Annotated in this window: 19 protein-coding genes; 10 read left to right on the forward strand and 9 right to left on the reverse strand. The window is 58.5% G+C overall.

Going from position 1 to position 22,733, the window contains the following annotated elements; genetic code table 11:
• Positions 1-2: 2 nt before the first annotated feature.
• A complete protein-coding gene (locus tag AB4Z13_RS00730) occupies positions 3-1,718 on the reverse strand; it encodes a type I secretion system permease/ATPase (RefSeq protein ID WP_439015512.1) in 1,716 nt (571 codons plus the stop codon).
• A 104-nt stretch (positions 1,719-1,822) separates the two neighbouring features.
• Complete coding sequence (locus tag AB4Z13_RS00735) at positions 1,823-2,395, reverse strand: PE-PGRS family protein (RefSeq protein WP_439015511.1); 573 nt, start codon at positions 2,393-2,395, stop codon at positions 1,823-1,825.
• A 623-nt stretch (positions 2,396-3,018) separates the two neighbouring features.
• Between AB4Z13_RS00735 and AB4Z13_RS00740 the strand changes: the two genes are divergently transcribed.
• Entirely contained in the window at positions 3,019-4,104 is a 1,086-nt protein-coding gene (locus tag AB4Z13_RS00740) for a hypothetical protein (protein ID WP_442205486.1), read from the forward strand.
• Positions 4,105-4,715: 611 nt separating this feature from the next.
• Here the strand turns inward: AB4Z13_RS00740 and AB4Z13_RS00745 are convergent.
• Positions 4,716-4,982 (reverse strand): hypothetical protein, encoded by a 267-nt coding sequence (locus tag AB4Z13_RS00745; protein WP_162748136.1) that lies wholly within the window; start codon positions 4,980-4,982, stop codon positions 4,716-4,718.
• A 228-nt stretch (positions 4,983-5,210) separates the two neighbouring features.
• Here AB4Z13_RS00745 and AB4Z13_RS00750 point away from each other — a divergent pair, with 228 nt between their 5' ends.
• Entirely contained in the window at positions 5,211-5,915 is a 705-nt protein-coding gene (locus tag AB4Z13_RS00750) for a response regulator transcription factor (protein WP_439017240.1), read from the forward strand.
• 182 nt (positions 5,916-6,097) lie between these two features.
• Here AB4Z13_RS00750 and AB4Z13_RS00755 read toward each other — a convergent pair whose 3' ends face one another.
• Complete coding sequence (locus AB4Z13_RS00755) at positions 6,098-6,964, reverse strand: LysR family transcriptional regulator (RefSeq protein ID WP_442205487.1); 867 nt, start codon at positions 6,962-6,964, stop codon at positions 6,098-6,100.
• Between the two features lie 60 nt (positions 6,965-7,024).
• Between AB4Z13_RS00755 and AB4Z13_RS00760 the strand changes: the two genes are divergently transcribed.
• Positions 7,025-7,294, forward strand: a complete 270-nt coding sequence (locus AB4Z13_RS00760) for a 4-oxalocrotonate tautomerase (RefSeq protein WP_442205894.1) — start codon at positions 7,025-7,027, stop codon at positions 7,292-7,294.
• Between the two features lie 236 nt (positions 7,295-7,530).
• On the opposite strand, the gene AB4Z13_RS00765 is transcribed toward AB4Z13_RS00760, so the two are convergent.
• Together AB4Z13_RS00765 and AB4Z13_RS00770 are read right to left on the reverse strand one after the other, a co-directional pair.
• On the reverse strand, positions 7,531-7,818 hold the full coding sequence (locus AB4Z13_RS00765) for a hypothetical protein (RefSeq protein WP_113324981.1): 288 nt from the start codon (positions 7,816-7,818) through the stop codon (positions 7,531-7,533).
• A gap of 536 nt (positions 7,819-8,354) precedes the next feature.
• Positions 8,355-9,230, reverse strand: coding sequence for an NmrA/HSCARG family protein (locus AB4Z13_RS00770; protein WP_442205488.1), 876 nt, complete (start codon positions 9,228-9,230; stop codon positions 8,355-8,357).
• 89 nt (positions 9,231-9,319) lie between these two features.
• Here AB4Z13_RS00770 and AB4Z13_RS00775 point away from each other — a divergent pair, with 89 nt between their 5' ends.
• Complete coding sequence (locus AB4Z13_RS00775) at positions 9,320-9,733, forward strand: winged helix-turn-helix transcriptional regulator (protein WP_007827481.1); 414 nt, start codon at positions 9,320-9,322, stop codon at positions 9,731-9,733.
• Between the two features lie 47 nt (positions 9,734-9,780).
• On the opposite strand, the gene AB4Z13_RS00780 is transcribed toward AB4Z13_RS00775, so the two are convergent.
• Both AB4Z13_RS00780 and AB4Z13_RS00785 read right to left on the reverse strand, forming a co-directional pair.
• Entirely contained in the window at positions 9,781-11,277 is a 1,497-nt protein-coding gene (locus tag AB4Z13_RS00780) for a terminase (protein ID WP_442205489.1), read from the reverse strand.
• Between the two features lie 4 nt (positions 11,278-11,281).
• Entirely contained in the window at positions 11,282-11,836 is a 555-nt protein-coding gene (locus AB4Z13_RS00785) for a terminase small subunit (RefSeq protein ID WP_442205490.1), read from the reverse strand.
• Between the two features lie 315 nt (positions 11,837-12,151).
• Here AB4Z13_RS00785 and AB4Z13_RS00790 point away from each other — a divergent pair, with 315 nt between their 5' ends.
• The 6 genes from AB4Z13_RS00790 (at position 12,152) to AB4Z13_RS00815 (ending at position 21,986) form a co-directional block, all read left to right on the forward strand.
• Positions 12,152-12,409, forward strand: a complete 258-nt coding sequence (locus AB4Z13_RS00790; RefSeq protein ID WP_113324987.1) for a KTSC domain-containing protein — start codon at positions 12,152-12,154, stop codon at positions 12,407-12,409.
• Positions 12,406-12,804 carry a KTSC domain-containing protein gene (locus AB4Z13_RS00795; RefSeq protein WP_442205491.1) on the forward strand — a complete coding sequence of 133 codons (399 nt, stop codon included), beginning with the start codon at positions 12,406-12,408 and terminating at the stop codon, positions 12,802-12,804. The genes AB4Z13_RS00790 and AB4Z13_RS00795 overlap by 4 nt, the downstream gene beginning before the upstream one ends.
• A 339-nt stretch (positions 12,805-13,143) precedes the next feature.
• The gene (locus AB4Z13_RS00800; RefSeq protein ID WP_310386277.1) at positions 13,144-13,626 is read left to right on the forward strand and encodes a hypothetical protein; all 483 of its coding nucleotides are present in this window, start codon (positions 13,144-13,146) and stop codon (positions 13,624-13,626) included.
• The gene (locus AB4Z13_RS00805) at positions 13,623-16,046 is read left to right on the forward strand and encodes a S8 family peptidase (RefSeq protein ID WP_442205492.1); all 2,424 of its coding nucleotides are present in this window, start codon (positions 13,623-13,625) and stop codon (positions 16,044-16,046) included. Before AB4Z13_RS00800 ends, AB4Z13_RS00805 begins: the two co-directional genes overlap by 4 nt.
• Complete coding sequence (locus AB4Z13_RS00810; protein ID WP_442205493.1) at positions 16,043-17,605, forward strand: M12 family metallopeptidase; 1,563 nt, start codon at positions 16,043-16,045, stop codon at positions 17,603-17,605. Before AB4Z13_RS00805 ends, AB4Z13_RS00810 begins: the two co-directional genes overlap by 4 nt.
• A 901-nt stretch (positions 17,606-18,506) precedes the next feature.
• Positions 18,507-21,986, forward strand: a complete 3,480-nt coding sequence (locus AB4Z13_RS00815) for a hypothetical protein (protein WP_442205494.1) — start codon at positions 18,507-18,509, stop codon at positions 21,984-21,986.
• A gap of 27 nt (positions 21,987-22,013) precedes the next feature.
• Here AB4Z13_RS00815 and AB4Z13_RS00820 read toward each other — a convergent pair whose 3' ends face one another.
• Positions 22,014-22,607, reverse strand: a complete 594-nt coding sequence (locus AB4Z13_RS00820) for a hypothetical protein (protein WP_442205495.1) — start codon at positions 22,605-22,607, stop codon at positions 22,014-22,016.
• Positions 22,608-22,733: the final 126 nt, after the last annotated feature.

The following is a 22,733-nucleotide window of genomic DNA, read 5'->3' on the forward strand; positions in this document are numbered from 1 at the left end:
CCCTATGTTCCTGTTCGAGACGGTGGCTGAAGATAGGTGTCGTAAATCCGGTCACTGTCGCCGAAGGCAGTCACCGTCCCGTTACGCATGATGGCAATCTTGTTGGTGACCGGCAGGATCCCCATCCGGTGCGTTATGATGACGACGGTCATCCCCCTGGATTTCATGCGCTCGATTGCCGTGAACAACATGCGTTCGCCGTCATAATCCAGGCTCGAATTCGGATCGTCGAGGACGATGAGAGATGGATTTCCATAGGCTGCGCGCGCCAGTCCCAGCTGTTGGCGCTGAGCCCGAAGGAGCAGGTTTCCCCCTTCGCCGATATCGGTCTCATAGCCCCGGGGCAGCCGCATGATCGCTTCGTGCAATCCCACCAGCTTCGCGGCGTCGATCGCCTTGCCGGGATCTCCTCCGTCCAGCCGGCCGATCACATCCTTGATCGCTCCGCCGAAGAGTTCGATGTCCTGCGGCAGGTATCCGACATGGCGGGTTCCCCCGCAAAGGCGGAGCGCCGAGATATCGACGCCGCCAAGGAGAACACATCCGCTCGTTGCCTGCACAACGCCGGCTATGACGCGACCGAGTGTCGATTTTCCCGATCCCGACGGACCGATCAGCGCTACGCAATCGCCTGGCGCGAGGCGCAAGGTGATATCAGTCAATATCGGCCGATCGGCGAATGGCCTGACATAGCTGACATTATCGAGAATGAGGCCATTGGGTTCCGGTATCGGCACTACTCGGCCGTCTTGTTCCGATGCAACTGTTATCAGCATTCTATTCAGGCGATTGAAGGCATTGCGCGCAAACGTGAAGGAGCGCCATGCGCCTATTGCGCCCTCGATTGGTGCAAGCCCGCGCCCGAGCAGCAGGCTCGCAACGAAGATGATGCCGGGACTGCCGCTGTTTACGAGCACCAACCATGTGGCCGATCCCATCATCAGGATTTGCGCGAGCGTGCGGATCGATTTGGAGAAACCAATAATGATCTCCGTGCGATGCATCGCGACGTCCTGCGCCTTTCTTGCCATTTCCGCATCGCGATAGACGATCTGCGCTGCGCCATCCTGCATGCCCATCGCCCTGATCACCTCGATGTTCTTGAGGGCGATCGCAAATCGCAGATAGCTGCTCGAAAGGGCAAAATTGGCCTGGGTAAGCGGCTCTTTCGTCGCCAGCTCCGTCATGACCGCAAACAGCAGAAGTGCAACTGCGCTCAGAAGACCGATGGCCCCGAGCAGCGGATGAACGAGAAAGAGCAGGAGCAGGAATACCGGCGCCCAGGGAACGTCAAAAAAGAGAGAGCTGGCCGGTGAATCGAGAAACTGGCGCAATGCAGCCAGGTCCCTGTAGCACTCCGTGGCGGCTCCCGCATTGGCAAGAGTGGCATATTCGAATGATGCCGTGAGCACCATGGGCCGCAGCCTGTGGTCCAGCCAGCTGCCGATGCGCGAAAGAGCTGCCCTGCGCACGATATCCAGCATGGACCCGACCAGCACGGCGATGGCGATGATCAAGGTCAGCATCAGGAGCGTGTCGGCGCTTCGGCTCGACAGGACCCTGTCATAGATCTGCAGGAGATAGATGGAAGGCGCCAGAAGAAAGAGATTGTAGCCGCAGCTATAGAGAAAGACTAACCCGAAGGCGCCGGCGCAAGCTCGGAGCGCAACAACGAGGTGGGTCTGCGGGTGCGATGGTTTTACGGAAATCGTTGCCATTATCAGATCTCGCTGCATTTGATACTGACACGAAGAGAGCGCTTGCTGGTTCAGCAATACAGGAGGGTCGCCAGCAGAAGCCGGCGACCCTCAGAGCCTTGAGTTCAGGAGCCAAGATGGCTTACGTCGATATGGCCGAAGGCGTTTATGAAATGATCGAGAGCATTGTTCACCGTCGTCGTTTCGGGATTTGTGTGAACCACTGCTGACGAGATGTCGCCGCCCAGGGCGTTGTTCCCGTTGCCGCCGTTGCCGCCGACGCCTGCGAGGATGGTGGCATGCTGGTCAGCCACAAGTTGCGTATACTGTGTTGCGGTCGTAGCCGCATTCACCGTAGCCGTGTCGCCGCCGCTCGTGTTTCCTTGACTGCCGTTGGAGGTAGCCGCTCCCCCTGCGCCACCGGCGCCGCTGGTGAGCGATGCCAGGAAGCCGTTCTGGGCCTGGCTGAAGCCACCGGGTCCACCGCCGCCGGCGTCCCAATCTGCCCCCTGCCAAACGTGATCGCCGTTGTGCAGATGGGTATCTGCCCCGTAGACCGTTTGCACGGGATCTACATAGGCAACCGGGTTGTAGTCGATGTTGCCATGATTGATGCCATCGCCGCCGTTGCCGGCATTCGCGTCACCTGCATCCGGGTTGTGGAGATAGATCGTGTCAGACATTTGAGGAATAGGCATTGATGTCGCTCCTTCTACTTCGTTTCTACCGGGTTTATTCTACGGTGTTTCCCCCTACGGTGTGATTATTCAGGATGCCACCGCCAGCCAATACAACCGCGGCCGAATATTGCCTGCGATTTAATATTTGAACCATCTAGATATTCGGTGACGTTCTTTTGGATGTATACTTGAAAGTGGCGGAGCGTTGTTTTGAGCTTGTTTTTGATGATTTGGCGCCGGATGGCATTGTCATGAACATATCTGCGACCTCACCGAAGCGCCGCCGCTTTTCGAAGCTCGGCCGCCCAAGCGAACCGGCTCTATTGCTGGGTTCTGATCAGGCTGCGCCTGGCGGAGGAGGGCTGAAAGACTCTCATGACACGCCGCGAGAACGGGGGGTAAAGGATGCAGGGCCTCCACCCCCGAAGGCGGATTTAGTGCTCGCAAACGCGCATAACGGGCGCTGCGGCCATGACAGCCAAATGGCTACAGAACTAGCCAAGGGGATGTAGACGAATTGCAGGCTCCGCTTTTCGTCCGTTCAGATGCACAATGCCTGAACAATTCAGGGCCTGAACAATTCAGCCTACATCCGCTGCACGCTCGGTTGCCGTGCGGTTGTCCGCGGAATGGAGACGGTAATGACGGAAACTCGTCCCTCATCGGAAGACCTGCCCAAGTCAGGCTCCGATCAACACCTCGCTTCCAACGTGGCCGCGGGGCATCTGGCATTGGTGCCGACCTGGCTTCCCTTGGATGTCGCTTCCGGTCCAGGCTATAGCTCAGCCGGCAGCGGCGGTGATGGAATAAGCGACGGCGTGATCAGCAGCAATGCATTGGCCGTCTTCATGCCGTCCAATGCCGCTATTGCAGGACCGCATTCGGCCGCCGACGCCGTCCAGGGCAATGATGCGTTCATCAATCAGCATCCCACCGAAATGGCCGGGATAGGCGGGAATGGTGGAAGCGGCAATGTTGCCATCGGCAGCGGCGAGGGCGCCAGTCATGCCGGCAGCGGCGGCAATGGTCTCTTCTACGGTGGGCTCGTCAGCACCGAAACCGCGGTGTTTGTCCCCGTCAATACGGCCGTGGCGGTGGGCCCTGGCGCGGAGGCTCACGCCCTGCAAACGAACAACGCACTGTTCCTGCAGGGCGCAACCCAGATCGGCGGCATGGGCGGCTCGGGCGGAGACCATAATGCTGCGGGCCATGACGCGTTGAGCCAGGGGACGTCGCTTACATTGAACGGCGACTTTTATGCGGGCCACGGCGGCAATGGATATTTCGTCGGCAGCATCGTCGACGTGAGTATTGCCATATTCTCACCGATCAACATCGCGATCGGCGCCGCGGGCGGCTCGGCTGAGGCGCATCAGACAAACAATGTCATTTTCGATCAGGGCGCTGTGCAGATCGCCGGCATCGGCGGCAATGGCGGTGGCTTCAACCTGTCGTCGGACACGATTTTCACCGGCAACCATGCGGGCGGCGGTGGCGGGGTGGGATCGTCAACCGGCAGCATGGTCGACGTCAATTTCGCCTATTTCCATCCCATCAATATTGCCGTTCCCGCCGGTGGGACGGCGGACGCCCAACAGGTCGATCATGTTCTCTATGACCAGCATGCGCTCCAGATGGCCGGTATCGGGGGGCACAGCGGAGAGGGCAACCTCACAGACGCCCATTCGGCTCTCGTCGACGACATTCTGGGCTTCATGCATAGCTAGAGCATTTCCATTTTTCTTCGAATTACGGAAATGCCCTATCTCTTTATTTCCACGCAATTCCGGACGCAAAACCGTGGCAGATATCAGGGACAAGCCCTGACATCTGCTAGATTTGCGATTGTTCGACACCCATCCAAGGCGTACTGCGGGAAGTGGCGGGCCGGCTTTGCTGGAATTGCCCCCTGACAACGCCGTCTTCGATCTTGCGCTTTATCGTCGCCGTAGCAGATATCAGGGACAAGCCCTGACATGACGGACGAGGGGGCATCCCAGACGGAAAAACCGCTTCGCACTTTTCCTGGAAAAGCTCCGGCGGATAGGCTCCCCCACCAGCATTGCAGAGGTCAACTGCATCAGGCTGTTCCTCGTGCGATTTTTCAAGCCATTTGTTGAATCGCTTCTTCCGCACGGCTTCGTCTCCTGGACCGAGATGGCACGGAAGCCGGCTCACTGGGATACCGGAACATCCCACCGTGATCCCTATCCGCATTGTCGTCGATTTCGGCCCCGGAGGCCGTTGCCTCCGGCCGGCGTCTGTCGGTGCCGCCGCAGTGCTGCCTGCGTGAAAGCGCCTGATAGCCGGTATCAATGCGTCAATGGCCCCCAGTTATTCAGTAATCATAAAGGGTTACCGGTGATCTCGGGCTTTTGTCGCTTTTCGCGCTGGTCGTTTCGCTGGAGAGGTCGGCGACTGATTTGAACTGAGTTATGGGAACAAAGCCGAGCCGATCGGCAGCGCGTTCTATCAAACGGCTCTCTCCAGAAAGGATCTGTAGCAGATCGCCTGCCTTTTCAGTGCCTTTGAAAGCTTTGTTGACGCGCTTGCCGTACGTGAATTCGACGAAGACTGGTAAGTCTGCAGCGACAAGTCGCTTCAACAGCGCCTCATAGATAAGCTTTCAAAAGTGCTCTACGGATACAGTTGTCTCTCACCGGATTCTTATAGACTATAAGAATTATCATGAGAGATCAGACTATTGATGCCCGTAATACACTCATTTTTTATCATGACATGAAGCGAGAACAGGAATATTGTGAATAGCTGTTGGGTTGCAAATCTTCTGGGGAGCACGCAAGTGTCCGACAGTGCCAAGACTAAGCGCCGAATGGGGCGCACTGCACCAACTGTGATCATAATCGAGCATTCTACACTGGCGCGCACCACCGTGGTGAAGCTTCTTGAGCATGAACTCGCCGGTTGGAACTTTATCGATTTGATCTCGACCGAGAGCCTCGACCGAGCTCTTGGAGCTGAGGTGCGTTTGATTGCATTGGATTTGGCCGGCAGAAGTATCGAGAGCACTAACCTGCGTGATGACCTTGCGGCCATTGCTGCACGTTTTCCTGAGGCTCCTATCACGTTGCTCTCAGGGACTGACGACGCCTTCATAGCCCGTCAGGCGCTCACGATGGGTATCCGCGGCTTTTTCACGACTTCACTGCCCATTGACATTGCCCTTGCCGGTCTTCGTCTTGTTCTGGCAGGGGGAACATTTTTCCCGCAGCTCATGGGAGCTGTTACAAACGGCTCGAACGAGCATATCCCCGTCAGAACCGAGGCCGAAAGAAGGCTGGACGACAGGATGCAGTACCTGGCGATTGCCGAATTCACTCCGCGGGAAGCGGATGTGCTGGCAGAGCTGCAAAGCGGCTGCTCAAACAAGGTGATTGCGGGAAAACTCAATCTGTCGGGGCATACGGTGAAGATGCATCTGCAGCACATCATGCGCAAGCTGCAGGCGCAGAACCGTACTGAAGTGGTTGCCCGCCTGGTTCAAAGAGCCGCCGGGCATGACGCCGCGCCGAGTTAGGCAGGGTCGCCAGGGAAGGGCGCTGTCGCAACGTGAGAGGCAGGCGCCACCCATGAGCGTTTTGGCTCAAAGCAGTCTTGAAGCACGTCGCATCAAACCTGTTCCAGGCGACGCGCTTCAGGAATTGATTTTTCGGATATCTTCGATGCCGGCCAGGACCGAGCCTCCAAGACCGAGCCTCGTTAGCCAAACCGTTCCACCAGGAAATCGATCACCGTCCGCAACATCGCCGTCGGCCGCCGGTTTGGCGCGTAGACAAGGTACATCGGGACAGGCCGGTAGGACCATTCCGGAAGCACCGGCTCGAGCCGCCCTTCGGCGATGTCAGCGGCCAGCAGCAATTCCGGCTGAAGCGCGATTCCCGCGCCGCTGAGCGCTGCCATGCGCAGCGCCGCACCCTGGTTGGTCGAGAATTTTCCGGAAATCAGCACATCGCGCATTTCATCTCCCGGCCCGATCAGGTGCCAGCGATCCTGCATGCGCCAATAGGAGTGGCCGAGGCAGAGATGGTTCGCGAGATCCTCCGGCGAGGCCGGCCGGCCATGGCGGGCGAGATAGTCAGGCGAGGCCGCGAGAATCCGCCGATAGGGGGTCAGTGGGCGGGCGACCAGGCTGCTGTCAGATAGCGGGCCGATGTGGATGCCGAGCTCGAAACCCTCGCCGACGAGGTCATGGACGTTGTTGTCGAGCGATAGCTCGATGCTGACGTCGGGATAGGCGTTCTGATAGTCGATCAGCGCCGGCACGAGGTTCTGCGTCCCGAAGCTCACCGGCGCAACCAGCCGAAGCCGGCCGCGCGGCGCCGATTGGAGTTCGCTTGCCGAAGCCTCGGCTAGCGCCACTTCGGCCAGCGCGCGCTTGCAGCGCTCGTAGTAGAGCTGACCAATCTCCGTCAGCTGATGGCGCCGCGTGGTGCGATGGATGAGCTTCGCCCCGAGCCGGGCCTCGATCGTCTTGATTTGCTTGGCAACCATGGCGGGCGACACGCGCGCGATCTCTGCCGCTGCCGCAAAACTGCCGGCTTCGATAACCCTGACGAACGTTGCCATGCCAGCCAGCTTGTCCGTGATTACCTACCTGTAGGTTTCGAATGACGATACCTGCAGCTTATTTATCAACCGCGGCATTTACAACATAGTCGTCATGCCCGAGCCAAGGCGACGGGACATTGCCAACGTGACCAAGGAAAAAACATGCCCATTCTTCACCTGCAGATGCATCCCGGCCGCACCGACGATCAGAAACGCGCCTTCGTGCGCGAAGCCACCAGGGCCGCCGTCGAAACCCTGGCGTGCCCGCCTGAATCGCTGGAAATCCTGATAACGGAGATCGGCAAGGATTCCTGGGCGGTCGGCGGCAAGCTGAAGTCCGAGGCCTAAAGCGTGTCGCGCAAAAGTGTGCAGCGGTTTTGCGATAACGACACGCGAAAACAAGAATCTAAAGTGCGATAAGCGAATCTGAAAGATCGCGACGCGCTTTAGAGACGGCCCGCGGTGCCTCGAGCATCGGCCCGGAAATCGCAATCGATTTTCGGGCGATTTTCGGGCAGCCTGATGCGATCGTCAAAGAGGCAGACCGTCCTTTGGGCACCCGCCAGCGCGTGGCCCTGGCGCCTTCAATCCCCGTTGCCATTTCTCACGAATTGCCACTCGATACCGGTAATCCGCGTCGGCTTGACAATGTGCATGCGCGCCTGCAGCAGCCGGAGGGTTGGAACGAGCTTTTGGGGATCCGCAATCTCTGCAGGGACGGGTCTGCCCATCTCCTTGTAATGCGACTCCATTTCTTCCCGAAAGTCTCTGATATCGAAGGTGTCTACACCTGCGTTGTACCAGTCTACCAGGATGACATCGCATACAATATCAAGGCTGTTTGGGTCGTCGGCATCGAGCAGGGGCGGCATTGGCGGACCTTCTGAAGATGGAGTTCATCCTTAAGCGTCCCCCGAGGCAGTCTGTTCTGACGTCGTTTCGTCAGATAACTGGCGAAGACATTGGGGCTCGCCACCCAGCACCAAGACGAGCCCCAGCCCCGGTGCTTGTCTCATCTGCGCCCTTCACCGTGACAATGCGATTAGACGCCCGCGCATGACGCGCAGCAATTCGACCAGTTGGATTAGCTCGGCGGTTCGCGCCAGAAAATCCCAGTTTCTGCGGGATTTTTTTCGCCTGGAGCTTGCGAATAAACCTGTGGATAAAATTGGAACCGTGCATTGTGATTAGCCTGCCGCGACCACGGGTCTAATCCTCTCCCGGTACCGCCACACTACCCATACGGATCGTAATCCACCGCTGCCTTCACCCCAGTCTCTGCCCGGTGACGTACGTGTTTTACCATCGGTGCAGGACGCGAAGCGCGAATTGATGCGGCCGGCCAGTAAATGCCACCAACGCCGCCGTCGGCCCGTTGCAGACATCAGAAGTCGTCGTCTGCCGCATTCTACCCCAAGGCTTCGTCGAGCGCCTTGCGGCCGATCCCGGCGAGCCAGGCGCGGAAAGTGAGGATTTCCGGATTGATCTCGCGCATGAGATCCAGATCCACACGTTCTGCCAGCGGACCATCTTCCAGGCTCCTGGCCATGTGCGCGAGGTCGGCATTGGCTGCGAGAACATCGTCGGGAAAGCGCGCATAGGCGATCGTGCGGCCGGCGATTTCGCTCAGGGCGGCTTCGAGTTCGTAGCCGGTAAGCCTGTCGCTTGCGATTTTCAAGGTGACGCCGCCGAACCGGGCCTTATCGGCGAACATGGCCGCAACGAATTTCCCGATGTCGTCCACAGCGGTCAGCTGGATCGAATGCTCTGGCCTGATGAGCGAGAGCAACTGCCCCTTGTCCAGGCCGAATCCGGGCCGCACCAGCATTTCCATGAAGATCATCGGCCTGACGATCGTGGCCGTGATAGGCGATTTGCGGATATGCGCCTCTATGCGAGGTTTGGCGTCAAAACGCGCCACACCCGTCGGCTTGTCGCCGACGCTGGCGCCCGAGGAATAAACGAGATGCGTGACGCCGCTTTCGACGGCCAGGTCGGCGATCGAAGTCCCTCGGCGTTCTTCCTCCTCTGCCGACAGGTTGGCCGGCAGCACGCTGAAAACGCCATATGCGTCTTTCATCACCGCTCGGATGGCATCCTCGTCCTCGAACGATCCGCGCACGATTTCGACGCCGGCGTCCTGCAGGGCGATCGAGGCTGGGGCCCCGGTATTCAATACAAGTGCGCGTACAGGCCGCTTCGCTTTCAGCAAGGCTTTGGCGACCGATCCGCCCTGACGACCGGTGGCGCCGAAAACGAGAATTGGATGTTTGTCATTGGTCATTGAGAACCCTCGCGTTGAACAACGACCGTCCATATATACGAGTAGAAAATCGCCGGAAGACGGCACATTTTTCAGCGTCAGGCACAAGGATGATACGCTTGGACAATGGTATCGGGCCCGGTTCCCTTCAGGGACCAGAGGACAAACCACAATTCAGGCCGATCCCGTCAAACGGGATTTGCACACGGCTGGGCGATAAGTGGACTGTGCATGTTCTATGGCGGCTGTCTCTGGCAGATGAGCAACGGCTGCGCTTTTCAGCGCTCAGGAAAGAGATCGACGGGATCACCCAGAGAATGCTGACGCTGACACTGCGCAACCTGGAGCGCGATGGCATGGTGATGCGTCATTATTTTCCAGAAGTGCCGCCGCGCGTCGAATATAAACTGACCGATATGGGCGCTGGCGTTCTGCACGCTCTTGAGAGCTTCAACCTGTGGGTCCGGGACAATCTGCCCGTCATCGAAGAGCATCGTCGCTCCTATGACGAAGCCCTGAAGTAATCTCTTGAGTATGTCGCGCAAAATGCGCAACCACTCCGCCGCGCCACCTAGCCATAGACGTCATAATCCACCGCCGCCTTCACCCCGGTCCCCGGCCGGTGACGAATCTTCTTGACCACCGGTTGCGCGAATGTCAGCGCCAGCGCATCGCCTTCGTTGGGCGAGGGCAGGCCGCGGTCCTTCATGTCTTCCTTGCTTTCCAGCTGGATCTTGCCTTCCAGCCGCGCCACGGTCTCCGGGCCTACCAGGTCCTGATAGAGCACCTCATTGGCGGGATCGATCGCGCCGCCGGCCTTCAGCCAGCGTTTCATCTGGCCCCAGATATAGGCGCGCATATTGTAATAGCCGGGGTCCAGGACCTTGGTGGAGCCGAACCAGACCAGCTGCCAGGGGCGGCCCATGACCGTGCCGGCGCTGACGATGCCGGTGCCATAACCGGCGTCCACGAAGACCGCATCGGCCTCATACTCATCCTCCAGCCGGGCGATGAGATTGGCGACCTCGATATCATTGTCGTTGCGGGCAATGGTCGCTAGCCGCTTCGAATAAAGGCCCTGGCGCAGCATGATCACGGTCGGATCATCGCCCGTCCAGGCGGGGTCGATGCCCAATATGACAGGCGCGAAAGCATATTGCTCGGAGCGAAGATGGGTGCTGCGCGCCCTGTCTGCATCGTCGGCGGAGATGAACTGCATGGCGGACTGGCTCGGAAACTGGCCGCGCACGCGCACCTTGACGATATCGCTATCCTCGCCGTGATCGTCCACGAGACGTTGAAGGAACTGCTTGTTGGTGCCCGGCACCGAGCGGCTGTCGATCTGCCTTCCCACCCAGCGGTGGCGGAAGCGGCGGAAACATTCGCGAAAACGGCCGCTGTTTCTCGTCGGGTTGCCGAAGACGATCCAGATGATGACGGTGTCCTCATCCGTCAGCGCGCCCTCGGCCACTTCCCAGACCTTGTCATGGATCTTCGAGGCCTCGTCGAAGAGCAGAAGGATGATCCTGCCCTTGTTGTGCAGGCCGGCAAAGGCTTCCGTATTGTGCTCGCTCCAGGAGATGAAATCCTGCCGCCAGCTTTCGCTGCGCTCCGGGTCGCGCGACTTGATCGACATGGCCTGCACATCGAACCAGTGGGCGGTGATGGAGAGGCGAAACCACTTGCCGATCTCGGGCGCCGTCTTGGTGCGCAGCTGGCCCTCGGTATTGGCTGTCGTGACCACCTTGCAATCGGCAAAGCAGGACATGGCCCAGTTGGAGAGCATGCCCATTTCCGCCGATTTGCCGATGCCGTGGCCGGAGGCGACTGATATCTGCAGCGGCTGGTAGCGGGTTTCGGGGTCGGTCAGATGGGCGCCGATCAGATCGTTGATCTCGTCCTGCCAGGGGCGCGGGCCATCGTAACCTGCGAGTTCGCCCACACCCCAGTCCCAGGCAAGCCGGCTCCAGCGCTTCGGGCTGAAGCGGCAGGCGGCGGCAAGCTCGATGATCTCGTCATTGGGATCGCGGTTCTCGTTGGGTGCGGGCAGGGGCTTTCGAGGCATCATGGGCCTATTCCGCCTCGCCATCATTGCCTTCACTGCGCCTTTGCGCCCGCTCCAGTCGCTCGGCAAGCGCGCTCAGGCCCTTATGCTCGACGATCTCCTTGAAGGCATTGATGCGGATATGCTTGCCGATCAGCTCCAGCCGGCGCAGCCGCTCGGCGAATTTCACCTTTTTCACATGGCCGATTTCGCGGCGCTCCTTGCCCGTGCCCTCGTAGAGCGCGGAGATTTCGACGTCCGTCACCAGCCCCTGCCGCCAGATGGCAGGCCATTCCCGGATCGGCTTGAGATCGCCATTCTCGTCATAGAGATCGCCGAGATCGGCCTCGGCTTCGGCCGCGAGCCGCGTCAGCAGCCAGTCCGCATCGATCCTCGTGCGTTCGGAGCGCTCGGCCTTCGCCTTTGCAATGGCTGCGGCGATGGCAGGTTTCTTCAGCAGCTGATAGGCAGTCACCGCCGCTGCGCGCGCCGAATAACCCGCCCTTATCGCCGCCTGCGCGCCGATGGGATCGACGAGATATTCCTCCACAAAGCGCTGCTGCCGCGCCGTCAGTTCGCTCATGCCATCACACCCCGGTTTGCCAAGGAGATAGCCGGGAAAAGGTTGGGGCGGCGAACGGAAAGGCAACGGAGAATTGTGAACGACGGGCGGGAACCTTTTCGGGAGCCTATGCGTTTGGTGCCTCAGCCGCTTTTCGTGCCACGCCATTCCGGAGGAAAATGGATCGATCTGCCTACCTCAAAGCAAGAAATTCCCCGTGGAATACGCTCGTCACACATATCCAAATCTTAACGACCTGATCTTTTGAACGAAAAGCTATTCGTTACGCGAAGCATTGAATTGATTAGGGATTTATTAGAATAGAGGAGCTTGCTGATGCTTGAAAAACTTAAGAATGCTATCGGTGCATCTGAAAAGGCGCGCCGAGACAGGGAAATCAGCAGAATTGGCTATAGCGAAGAGCCTTCGAGGCTCGTCGTCGAATTTTCCGACGGCAGCTTGCACACCCATGTCGATGTCATCGAAGGGCACATTGTCGGCCTGCGCATTGCCGAGGACAAGCTGGATTTCTACGAATCCCAGATCGAGCCGTCGAACCGCCCGCTGGAAGCTGAAGGTGCGGGGCGGAGATGAGCCGAACCCATCACGGGCAAGGGGGCGAGCACGGGGGGCGGCATGACTACGCGGCAGGTGCTGCTGCCGCGCCCGGCCAGCGCGGGGCGCAGTCTCAAGACATCTCCGGAGATGCCGGCACCCGCCCGAGGGTGGCGACGCTGGAACTCGCATCGCGACTGATCAAGGAGATCACCTATGATCCCGCGACGCAGATCCTAGAGGTTGAGCACCGCCTGAAACGGCGCCGCCGCTATTTCAACGTGCCTCCCGCCGTTGTCCTGAACCTGATCACCGCGCCATCGCCCGGCTGGTATTACACGCAGCACATCCGCGATGCCTTCCCCCGCGACGACGACGAACCCCATCGCCACTTTTCCTTCCCTTGGCTGCGCTCCCGCGGCCATCATCACTGAGGTCGATGGGGTTAGGTTTTGAAGTTCAAAATATGTGTGGGGAGCCTCCATAACTTTGACTGTTATTGAGGTCGGCCGCATATTACTCCCTCAATAAATCCTTTCCGAGATAATCTCCACATTGTAGTGCGTATCTCACATATCATTGATATGCATCAAGAAATTTTCGTAGAATACAAATTTTATATGCTTTCCGACTGAATAGGGTTTCCTGCGCAATTTCTATCGAGAGCGTCTCTCGAAATGTTATTCTGGTGTGTTCGCTGTGAATAAATCTTATTCACTCGACTTTTGCGTGAATTCTGATTTAATAATACAATCGCATTCGTGGAGGGGCAAATGCGGTTGCTATATATCTTTGCGACTTTCTCAGTTTTGCTTTCCGGCTGTGGAACATACACTCCGCGGCAGGTTGCCGAGCCTTCGAATATCTCTCTAAAGGAAGCCGTGTTCGAGGTCGCAGATGCTCTGAACGAAGTGCAGGATCGCGTTCCGCTAGAGCGACGGACTGGCTTGTTGGCAGACGAAGTCACAGTTGTTTTTAACGTCGCGGCGACATCAACCACCACCAATACGGCGGGACTTACGATCTCAAATGTTGCGTTGGCAGGCGTCGGCGGAACGTTGGGCGTCAACGGCCAAACTCAAAATGTCAGTCTGGGCAATCGCGGGAACACCGTCACGATCAAGTTCAAGAATATTGCGACGGCGGACATGAGCAAATCGAACTTCAAGCCAACGCGCGTATGCACGGGCAACGAGACTGTTGGGCCGTGCGTAAAAGCCACCTTGGATGAACCTTCTGGAGGTAGGAAGCGATGAGCAGAACGAGAATTTTTGTTGCCGTAGCTTGGTTCATAGGTCCATCTCTTTTCGGTTCGGAGGTCCAGGCGCAGGAACCTGGCGAGGCAGCCGCGATCACATTCGATTATCGAAGTGGGACTATCAGCCAGGAATTCCTGGGCTGGGTTGCAAAGTATGGGGCGAGGGCTCCCGTCAAGTATGACCCGAATGCGAAGATCAGCGATTACGTGAAAATGCTCTGCAGCGATGTCGCCAGCGTGAACATTCAATTGTTCAAGCAAAGCCTTGCCGATCAGGGCGTGGTCGTAGACAGCAACGATCGCGTCCAGCAGGCGGAAGGCGGCAGGCTGCTCTTGCCGCCGTGTTTGCCGGTCCCGTCTACGACGACTGTCGCGCGTGTCGTACTGCGCGACGAAAGGTTCTGGGACTATTACAGACAGAGCGGCACCGCTCCTTCTTTCAAGATCGATGGCATCGATTCCCAGTCGCCGACGGCCGTTGCGGCCGACAAGGGCCTCTCCTCGGCGTTGAACGGGATTGCGGACGCGATTGCGGATGAGATTGCGAAGGGTGGGCTTACGGGCGAAACTACGGATGTCGGCTACTATGTCACGGAGCGGTATCTCAAGCAGCCGGGCAGTTCCGGCAAAGAACAGGGTGAGGTCGCCTGGGATGCGTTTCTTGCGGCAAACGCGTTGAAGCGCGCAGGCTTCGACGACGATCAGATCAAGAAAACGGTATACGCTTCTATCGACACGGCATCGCCAAAACTCAAGGAGGGCGTCGATGCGGCCTTAAAGCGATGGAGCGGTGCAAACCAGCTTTCGTCGGATGAGTGGACGACGCTTCTGGCGGACACCAGCTTCGATCAGAACGCGGATTTTTCAAAGCAGGTCACCTGGTTCGATCCCAGCCCATCGCCCAAGAAGGATCCGGCTGCCCTGAAAACGGGCGACATCGTGGCGATACCAACCACCACCATGCAGAGCGTGCAGATCCCTGTCGACTACGCTTCACTGTCAATGTCGAATCCTTCGGAGGCCGCGGAATTCCTGAAGAACAATCCGCCGCCAAGCCCGACTAACGATGATTCTGAGAGCAAGGCGGAGGTCACGCTGCTGGATGCCCAGCCGATCGACGACATCAAGGCCGGCACCTGCGATAGCGCCACTTACAGATACTGGGGAACGCAGGCCTTCGCGCGCGAGTTTGCGGCAGCCGCGATGCGCACCCGATGGCTTGCCTTTCGTATGGGTGTCGAGAAATTTGAGGCGACCATCGTCGTGGTGGATTCCGGCTTCGTGCGTGCCAATGAAGAAGGCGCGTTCCGCGGCGCCTTAACGCAGGGGGGCTCACTTCTGCACGAGCAGAATCCGACGACAGCACTCGGCCCCAAGCGGGCGCACGGCACGATCGTTGCAGGCCTGGCATTGGGCGGACCGGATCTGTGGGGCATGGCCCCGGCGCTTGGGCTCGATGTGAGGATCACGCCTGCAACCATCTTCGATGTGCGCATGCAAAACAACGTCGCGACGCCCATTTTTCAAGTGCAATGGCTCAAGAATGCCATCGGCACGGGCGGCGATATTTTCAACATCAGTTTTGCCGGAAAACAACAGGCTCTGACCGACGCATTTCGGGATTATGTCGGCAAGACAAGCAGCAAGTTATTCATCGTCGCGGCCGGCAACAACAATCTGAACGACGACGTGAAAGGCGCCGATATCAACAATACGGAACTCTATCCGCAGAGGCTCGGCGGCAACGACCGCGGACCGAACGTGATTGCGGTCGCCGCCTATGATGGGAAGAAGCTCGCAACATTCTCGAATTACTCGGATCTTTACGTGTCGATCGCCGCCCCGGGATGTGCGGTCGCCAGCTGGGCTCCGAGTGACGACAACTCGAAATACGAGGAACGGCGGGTTACCGGCACGTCATTCTCGACGCCGATCGTAGCGCACGTCGCGGCGATCGTGAAAGCGCTGATGCCGCAGCAATTCTCCGAGCCTCGATATGTGCGGGCGCGGATATTGGCTGGCGCGGATCTTACCAAGGAAGTGACTGGTGTCGAGGACGGCCGGCTGCTCAATCCGATCAAGACGGTCTCGCTGTATGAGGATGTGGTCGAGGTAGAAACGGCGGGATCGCGCCAGCTGCTGATAGGCTCCCTTCAGAGCAACGTGACCATCAACGAACTTTGCGAAGAACTTGGGACGCCTGCGGGAGATGTGCAGCTGCTGAAGTTCGCGCGCGATCCGACGCCGGCAGGTGAGAAGGATTCCATCGTTTACATCATGCGGGACGGAATTCTCGACAATTCGAGAACCTGCAAACATAAGCCGGGCTTTCTGGCGTTCAGGACAGGGACTGGGGAAGATGTCGTGCTCAACCTCGACGACGTTGTCGACATGGTGCTGAAGGTGAAAAAACCATGAATAGAATCCTTGCAGCTTTGGCAATGGCGCTGATCGGCTGGGGCGCATGCCATGCCCAGTCAGCCAATGAACAGGCCGCGCGCCCCGAAGAGGGGGGCAGTCAGGATACCGATACCATCTCGCTGACTGTCGGTGGTATCGGGTACCGCATCAGCTTCCATGAGGGGGATGAGGGAGAGGCGCTTTACCAGGGCGACATAATCCTGGGGCCTATTGAAAAGCTTCGCGATTCCGACAACGTGGCACTCCAGGACCTGGGATCGGAGATCCTGTTCGGTCTTGCAATTCGCAATAAGGACACCCGCTGGCCAAATGGGGAAGTCCTGTATCGGATAAACAAGGATTTACCGGCTCCGGGGCGTGTTCAAAGTGCCATCGCTGCATGGGAGGCGGCGACCCCTATCCGGTTCAAGCAGATAACCACTGCCAAGGGAAATTTTGTCGATTTCGTTGCCGGAGGCGGCTGCAGTTCCGCCGTTGGCATGGTTGGTGGGCGACAAGTCGTCAGGCTCGCGAACGATTGCACTGTCGGCAATACCATTCACGAGATCGGCCATGTCCTTGGACTTCATCATGAGCAGGCAAGGGGGGACCGCAATCAGCATGTAATTGTCTACGGAAATAATATCATAGACGGGGCCGAGGGGAATTTTGAAACCGATCCAACGACTTATAAAGACATAGGCACCTATTGCTATGACTCGATCACGCACTATGGCAAGTATGCTTTTTCTAAGAATCCGGGTGTGTTGAAGACCATCGAAACTGTCCCGGCGAACCTTCCGATAGGCCAGCGTGTCAAGCTGGCACCCTGCGATATCGAAACAATCAGCAAGATATACGGTCTGGCCGCGGATGATCCGGCGAGTCCAGTATTCGAGGGCGAACTTGAGCTGATACCCGATGGATGCAAAGAGCAGGGTGAATGCTTCCTGAAAAATGATCTGACATTTACCGATGCCCGCGGTGTTCGCTGGCGTGCCGGCAAATGGATTCCGGGCTCGCCGGAAAGCATTGAAACCGGGAAGACGGACGGTGCCTCAATACCGGATTGGGCGCAGTTCATTGTCGGTGAACCGTTCAACGACGAATACTTGAAAGCCGCGGTAATACACGATCACTACTGCTACAAAGAAAATCACGTTCGGAGTTGGCGTGAAACTCACCGCATGTTCTACAACGCGATGATTTCACTGAACGTGCCTGATCCCAAAGCCAAATTGATGTATGCGGCCGTCTATCTCGGAGGACCGAGATGGACAAGGCTGGTCCCGGGTGAAAGCTGCGGACCTCTATGCCTTTACGATGCCGTCAAGGGGCTCTCGACTGTAAATAAGGTCGGAAGCGACTTGGTGCTCGTCGAGAAGGATCGGTACAATGATGTTACCTTCAAGAAAGATCTCGAGACAATCCAAGCGAGGCTCGAAGCGGACCCCACCGTTTCTCTTTCTCAAATAGAGGACATGGTAATTCGGATACGTCCCGATGACTCGTTCGACAGAGCCGGGGGCGAGCATGAAGTTTTGGGGCCGAGCGACGTGATTCTTTTCGGCCAATAAGCCCGCATCCTCAAAGGAGCATTTGAATAACCGTCGGTGGCATTCGTGCGGCGCCTTTGCCATACGGCCACCTGCTCCGTATCGAGATCAATAGGATGTTCGTAGACGAGCCCTGCCTGCGCTTTGCTCATCGAGTTGTCGGTTTGGGTGGGAGATTGGCGTCCGAAGGCTTGTCGGGAAGGCTTCGTTATGAGGCCGCGTCGTGCCGGCATGGCTGCAAAGCTGGCTAAGTCATTGATCCTGAATAAGTGACGCAGGAAAGCGAAAAAACTTTTATATTTTTCTCCGTCATTTGAAGCTCTCTCCTGATTTGAATCTCTTTACGCGTATTTTTGGAGGAAAGTGGATCACTTATTCAGGATCAATGACTTAGCGGCATTTCTGGGCGTTTTTGCCGCATTTTTCAAAATTCTTCTTCAGGATCAATTGGTTAGTGGTGGAAAGAAGAGAAATGCGAGCTGGTCGCGGCGCTTTCCGGGGTTCTGTGCGACGCCGAATCCGCCCTCCGGCCAGGCCGGAACTGCTAGATATCTATAGTTACGAATTTGCTAATTCAATGATAGATAGCATTCTACCCAAGTGAAAAAGCAACCTAACAAGGTCGTAAATCTTTATTTCACAGCGTCTTTCTTTGCGCTCGACTGTCGCTTACAGCAGGCGCTCTTTCCCCGTTATTTCAAATATGCTACTATAAAGTGAGTTAGGGAGGGTAACATGCGTATCTTCGTTCTGCTCATCGCCATAGGCCTCAGCGTATCGATCATGGCAGTCGTTCCGCCGGCTGCGGTGGCGGGCCCGTGCGACCCCGACGTGAGCCGCTGCTAACAAGGAAATCCGGATCCACCGGCACTGACTGGTTCCGCTTGAGAACCTGCGAACGCCACGATTTCTGGAGGGGCGGATGGATAATCCTTGGCCGGCGGATATCCCGTGGTCGCTGTGGAAGTACCAAGGGCTGAGCCTCAGCGACATGCCGCAGCTTCCCATGATGGGCGTCAGGTTCGATCCGTCTTTCCTGTATGCCTTCGCCTTCGGCTGCCTGTTCGTTGTCTTCTTCTCCTGGCCGCGGTTCAAGGCCAAGGGGAGGAACATCAACGCCACATCGGAAGCGCTGCGCGATTTCGATCCCACTGATCTCGGCGGCCAGAATTCGCTGCACAGGGCCTATTTCATCTATGCCGGCGCGATGCTCATCCTCTATGTGTCGCTCACCTTTTTCGGCAAGCTGATCTTCCAGGCAACGCAGATGATCCCCGTTGCCGGCATCTCCGTCGATATTGCCGAACTGAAATTCGACAGCCCGCAATGGCCGCTGACCCTTGCCTTCGCCTTCGCGGGGCTGGCGGATCTGCTGCCGCCGGTACGCATTGCCGAGGAGTGGCTGCGCAACCGCGCCTACCGGGCGGCCGGCATCCCGGTGCGGATCGAGCAGACCACGCGCAGCCTCATCACCACGCTGGAGGAACCGCCGGCCCACCCCGTCGGCGAGGTCGAGGAACATGGGCGCAACAAGTGCAAGGGCGCGCTTGCCGAGATGCTGCAGCGCCACCGCAGGAACTGGAAGGCCCAGATTGAAGCAAATCCGCGCGTCAAGCGGCTCCTGGAAAACCGGACCTCCCGAAAGAGGGAGCTGTTTGGCCTCCTGTCAGAACTGGAACTGTTGATCGCCTGGGCGAAGACTACCCGCGGCAGTTGGCCGGGCGCGGAAGTTTCAGCCCGCGTGCGGGAGGCGGAAAACAAGTTCGTTGATCGGGCGGATACGTTGCTGAACGGCTTTCAGAGCAGGTTGCAGGAAGTCGCGGATCCCACGGCCGCCGATCCCGCCAATCCTGATCGTCATGCCATTGAAACCCGGTTTGACGATTACCTGTCGCAGACCATGAAGCAGGCGACCGACGTTCGTTTCGAACTGGTGACGCTGCTTGCGATCTTCCTCGAGCGCGATCCGGATTTTCGCGGGCCTGACAAGGCGCCCGAGCCCGGCCAGGCTCACGCGATCGATGCGCTTGCCGATCTACTGCTGGAAACGGACCGGCCGGATGCCGTTGGCAGCGGTCCGGAGGCGGGGCTTCTGCTCTCGCTCATTCCGGTCTTCATCCTGTTTGCCGCCAGCGCCTGGCAGGGCGTGCAGGAGCTTGTCGGCCAATATGTCGAAACGACGAATCTGACCGGCGTGCTGCTGACCGCGCTTCTTGAAACACTGAAGATCGCGTCGCTCACCTGGCTACCGCTTCTGGCGGCATTTTCGCTGCGTCAATACCGGTGGGATACGAAGGATTGGGTGGGCGCCCAGCAGGATCGGGAATATAGAAGCTCCTCGCGCCTGTCGCAGATAATGGGCTGTCTTGCGCTTGCGCTCGCCGCATCGGCAATCGGATTGACCGGCGTTGCGATGCTGCGCGCCTTCGCGGTCGCCCAGAATGCGAATTATTTCAATGCCCTGCTGGTCGGCGGATCGAGCCCCTTCATTCTCTATTATCCCACACTTGCCGTCACCGTTCTTCCCATGGTGCCGATATGCCTGGCGGCAGCCGATGCGCGGGCTCATGACAGGCCTGTGCTTGGCCTTGCCTTGCTCTGCGCTGCCTCGGTGCTGGTGCTGTCCATCGCCCACAGCTGGTTCTGGGATCCGCGCTGGCCGGACGCGTGTTTCAAGATGACGACGATTGCGACCGCCGAATGCAGCCGGCGGTCGGACACACTCAGCCGTGTGATCCTGACGGTTCTGGCCTTCCTGGCGAGCTGGAATCTGGGACAGCCCGGCTTCAGCCGGACGCGCCGGCAGATCTACCGGAGGAGGGTGGAGCTCGCCTGCGCCGTCCTAATGGTGGCCAGTTTTGCGCTCAGCACGCCTGTCTTCGCCAGGGAGGTCCGTGTCGGCTTCCGCGACGATGTCGAGCCGTTTTCCTATCTCGTCGACGACGGGCACGGAAAGCCGCATCATATCGGCTACCTGGCGGACCTGTGCCACGAGATATTTTCGGGCGGAGAATATACGATCGAGGAAGTGTCGGTCACGGCCGCAGAGCGCTTCAAGCTGGTGAACGGGGAGGCGGTCGGGGACAAGAAACCCGTCGAGGTTCTCTGCGATACGGTGACGATGCGCTTTGCGGGGTCGTCACTCAGCGCCAATGGCGATGCGGGCGGCGTGGAGGGTCGGTCCGAGCGCAACTGGAACAGCATCTATTCGCCGATCGTCTTTGCGTCCGGCGTCTCCTATCTCGACCGTTCCTCGCGGGATGCGACGACGCGCGGCGGCGATGTCGCGATCGGTTATGTCTCGGCGACGACCGCCGCCGATGTCGCCTTGAAGAGCTGCCAGGTCGACCTTTTCAAGGCGCTTGCGCCGACCCAGCGAAAGGCGATCTATGAGCGATGCCGTTTTCTCGACGCGGCGGCTGCGGTGAAGCGCAAGATCGAGATGCTTCCGGATAATCCTGGGCTGCGTGCTTCCGCCGAGGCGTCGCTCGAGAAAGCGCTGCAGAGCGCCAGGCTTCTCGCGAGCCTCCGCATCCAGTCGACGGCAGAGGCCGCAACGTTTCTCCCCCTGCCGTCCCAGGAGATGGCGCGGAATTTATTGGATACGATGGAGAAGGTCTGTCCCCCCGTGCCGAAGAAGGAGGGCGAGCAGGCAGACCTGCCGACCGCCATGTGTGATGCGGTACAGGCGCTGAAGGCCGATCCGACCAAGCTGGAAACCGCCGTTACCGATCCCCTGTGTCCGTCATCCAAGCCTGCTGAAAAGAAGGCGGTCAGGGAGGAGGACAAGGACAAGAAGTCCTGGCGTGAATATCATTTCTGCCCCATGGAGGATTATGGGCAGCTCATCCAGTGGTTCTGCACGCCGAACCCCGGAGTGCGGCCGATCTTCATGGGCGATCGGGAGCTTATCCTCGGCAAGCTCGGCAGCTGGAACGCCAGGAATGCGCCATGCGTCGTGGAGCAGCCGACCGGCGCCGAATATCTGACCTATGAGCCCTATGCCCTGCTGGTCAACATAAGCGATCCGGCGTTGGTGCAATTCGTGCAGACGCGCGTCTACCAGATCTTTTCCCACCGCTCGACGGCAACGGCGCTCTTTGCCTCCTATTTCCCCGACCGTAGCATGTCTCCCGCGCTCGCCTACCTTTTCCTTCTGAACGCGGTCGATCCGGAGCAGGGCTATCTCGTTCCCTGCGGCGCGCCCAAAAAGGCGCAGAGCGACGGAACAGGCCCACCTTCAGCGATGTCCCGCCTGGCCGGCGACCTCAGGTCTTGCGCAGGCGAGGCGGCCAAACAGAAGCCCGGTCCTGCCGCGGCGGGAGCCTGGCTGGCGGCTGCGGGCGACCGGGCACGGTCGATGCTGTCTTCGGTGCTGCGCGCCTCGGGGATCGTGGAGTGAATGAGCATCGCTGTAGCGTGATGCGGTTCATGGCTGCGGGGTTTTTGATCGCGAATAGGCCTGTTCCAGGCTTTGCTGCAGGACATAGGGGAACTCTACCCTGCTGACCTTATAATCACCGAGATCGGCAACGTAGGATAAGAGCAACAGAACTTTGGCATAGGCATAATTGCAGCTGAGACTGTCTTCGACACCTTGGTATTCCAGTGCCGACAGGCAATTGATCATATAGAAGTCGGGATGGCCGTTGTCGAGAATGCTTGCGACCGCGGATGATATGTCCCTCAAGCTCTTCTCGCGCCCGAGCGGTATAAAGCGGGTCGGCTTTTTTCCCCTTAGCACGTCTTCGATGATCGCCCATGCGGCGGCATCATCGATCTTGCCCAAGGGCGGAGTTGAGTACCCGGCAGCAGTGCGGATCCAGAAGAAGACCATCCGGCATTCGTCCGTATTCGTTCCGACGATCCTGGCGGTTGTGGCGCATCTGTAGAGCCCTTTGCCGTCGCTCCCCGTATATTTATCCAGTGCCTGCTCAAATGTCAGCGCTTCCTTGCTGAAGCCGGAACCCGGAAGCAGGATGATGATCGCAAGAAGGAACAGACGCCACCGGCTGTTATGCATGAAAGCTCCCTAATGCCGGCATTCAGTCATTCGTGATCGCTTGTTTATCCGAACTTGCCGCCCACAATCCATTCATAAGGCCCTGGCTGAGACCTCGATAGGGCGAGAGCCGCCCGTTCCGCGGTC

It is taken from the genome of Rhizobium sp. YAF28 (assembly GCF_052113285.1).
Lineage (GTDB): Bacteria > Pseudomonadota > Alphaproteobacteria > Rhizobiales > Rhizobiaceae > Rhizobium.

Excerpts from the sequence above, each read along its gene's own strand:
- AB4Z13_RS00800 (WP_310386277.1), top strand. The coding sequence starts at position 13,144 with ATGCGGTTGCTATATATCTTTGCGACTTTCTCAGTTTTGCTTTCCGGC.
- AB4Z13_RS00755 (WP_442205487.1), bottom strand. The coding sequence starts at position 6,964 with ATGGCAACGTTCGTCAGGGTTATCGAAGCCGGCAGTTTTGCGGCAGCG.
- AB4Z13_RS00770 (WP_442205488.1), bottom strand. The coding sequence starts at position 9,230 with ATGACCAATGACAAACATCCAATTCTCGTTTTCGGCGCCACCGGTCGT.
- AB4Z13_RS00785 (WP_442205490.1), bottom strand. The coding sequence starts at position 11,836 with ATGAGCGAACTGACGGCGCGGCAGCAGCGCTTTGTGGAGGAATATCTC.
- AB4Z13_RS00780 (WP_442205489.1), bottom strand. The coding sequence starts at position 11,277 with ATGATGCCTCGAAAGCCCCTGCCCGCACCCAACGAGAACCGCGATCCC.
- AB4Z13_RS00815 (WP_442205494.1), top strand. The coding sequence starts at position 18,507 with ATGGATAATCCTTGGCCGGCGGATATCCCGTGGTCGCTGTGGAAGTAC.
- AB4Z13_RS00790 (WP_113324987.1), top strand. The coding sequence starts at position 12,152 with ATGCTTGAAAAACTTAAGAATGCTATCGGTGCATCTGAAAAGGCGCGC.
- AB4Z13_RS00765 (WP_113324981.1), bottom strand. The coding sequence starts at position 7,818 with ATGCCGCCCCTGCTCGATGCCGACGACCCAAACAGCCTTGATATTGTA.
- AB4Z13_RS00795 (WP_442205491.1), top strand. The coding sequence starts at position 12,406 with ATGAGCCGAACCCATCACGGGCAAGGGGGCGAGCACGGGGGGCGGCAT.
- AB4Z13_RS00750 (WP_439017240.1), top strand. The coding sequence starts at position 5,211 with ATGGGGCGCACTGCACCAACTGTGATCATAATCGAGCATTCTACACTG.
- AB4Z13_RS00810 (WP_442205493.1), top strand. The coding sequence starts at position 16,043 with ATGAATAGAATCCTTGCAGCTTTGGCAATGGCGCTGATCGGCTGGGGC.
- AB4Z13_RS00805 (WP_442205492.1), top strand. The coding sequence starts at position 13,623 with ATGAGCAGAACGAGAATTTTTGTTGCCGTAGCTTGGTTCATAGGTCCA.
- AB4Z13_RS00820 (WP_442205495.1), bottom strand. The coding sequence starts at position 22,607 with ATGCATAACAGCCGGTGGCGTCTGTTCCTTCTTGCGATCATCATCCTG.
- AB4Z13_RS00735 (WP_439015511.1), bottom strand. The coding sequence starts at position 2,395 with ATGCCTATTCCTCAAATGTCTGACACGATCTATCTCCACAACCCGGAT.
- AB4Z13_RS00740 (WP_442205486.1), top strand. The coding sequence starts at position 3,019 with ATGACGGAAACTCGTCCCTCATCGGAAGACCTGCCCAAGTCAGGCTCC.
- AB4Z13_RS00730 (WP_439015512.1), bottom strand. The coding sequence starts at position 1,718 with ATGGCAACGATTTCCGTAAAACCATCGCACCCGCAGACCCACCTCGTT.
- AB4Z13_RS00775 (WP_007827481.1), top strand. The coding sequence starts at position 9,320 with ATGATACGCTTGGACAATGGTATCGGGCCCGGTTCCCTTCAGGGACCA.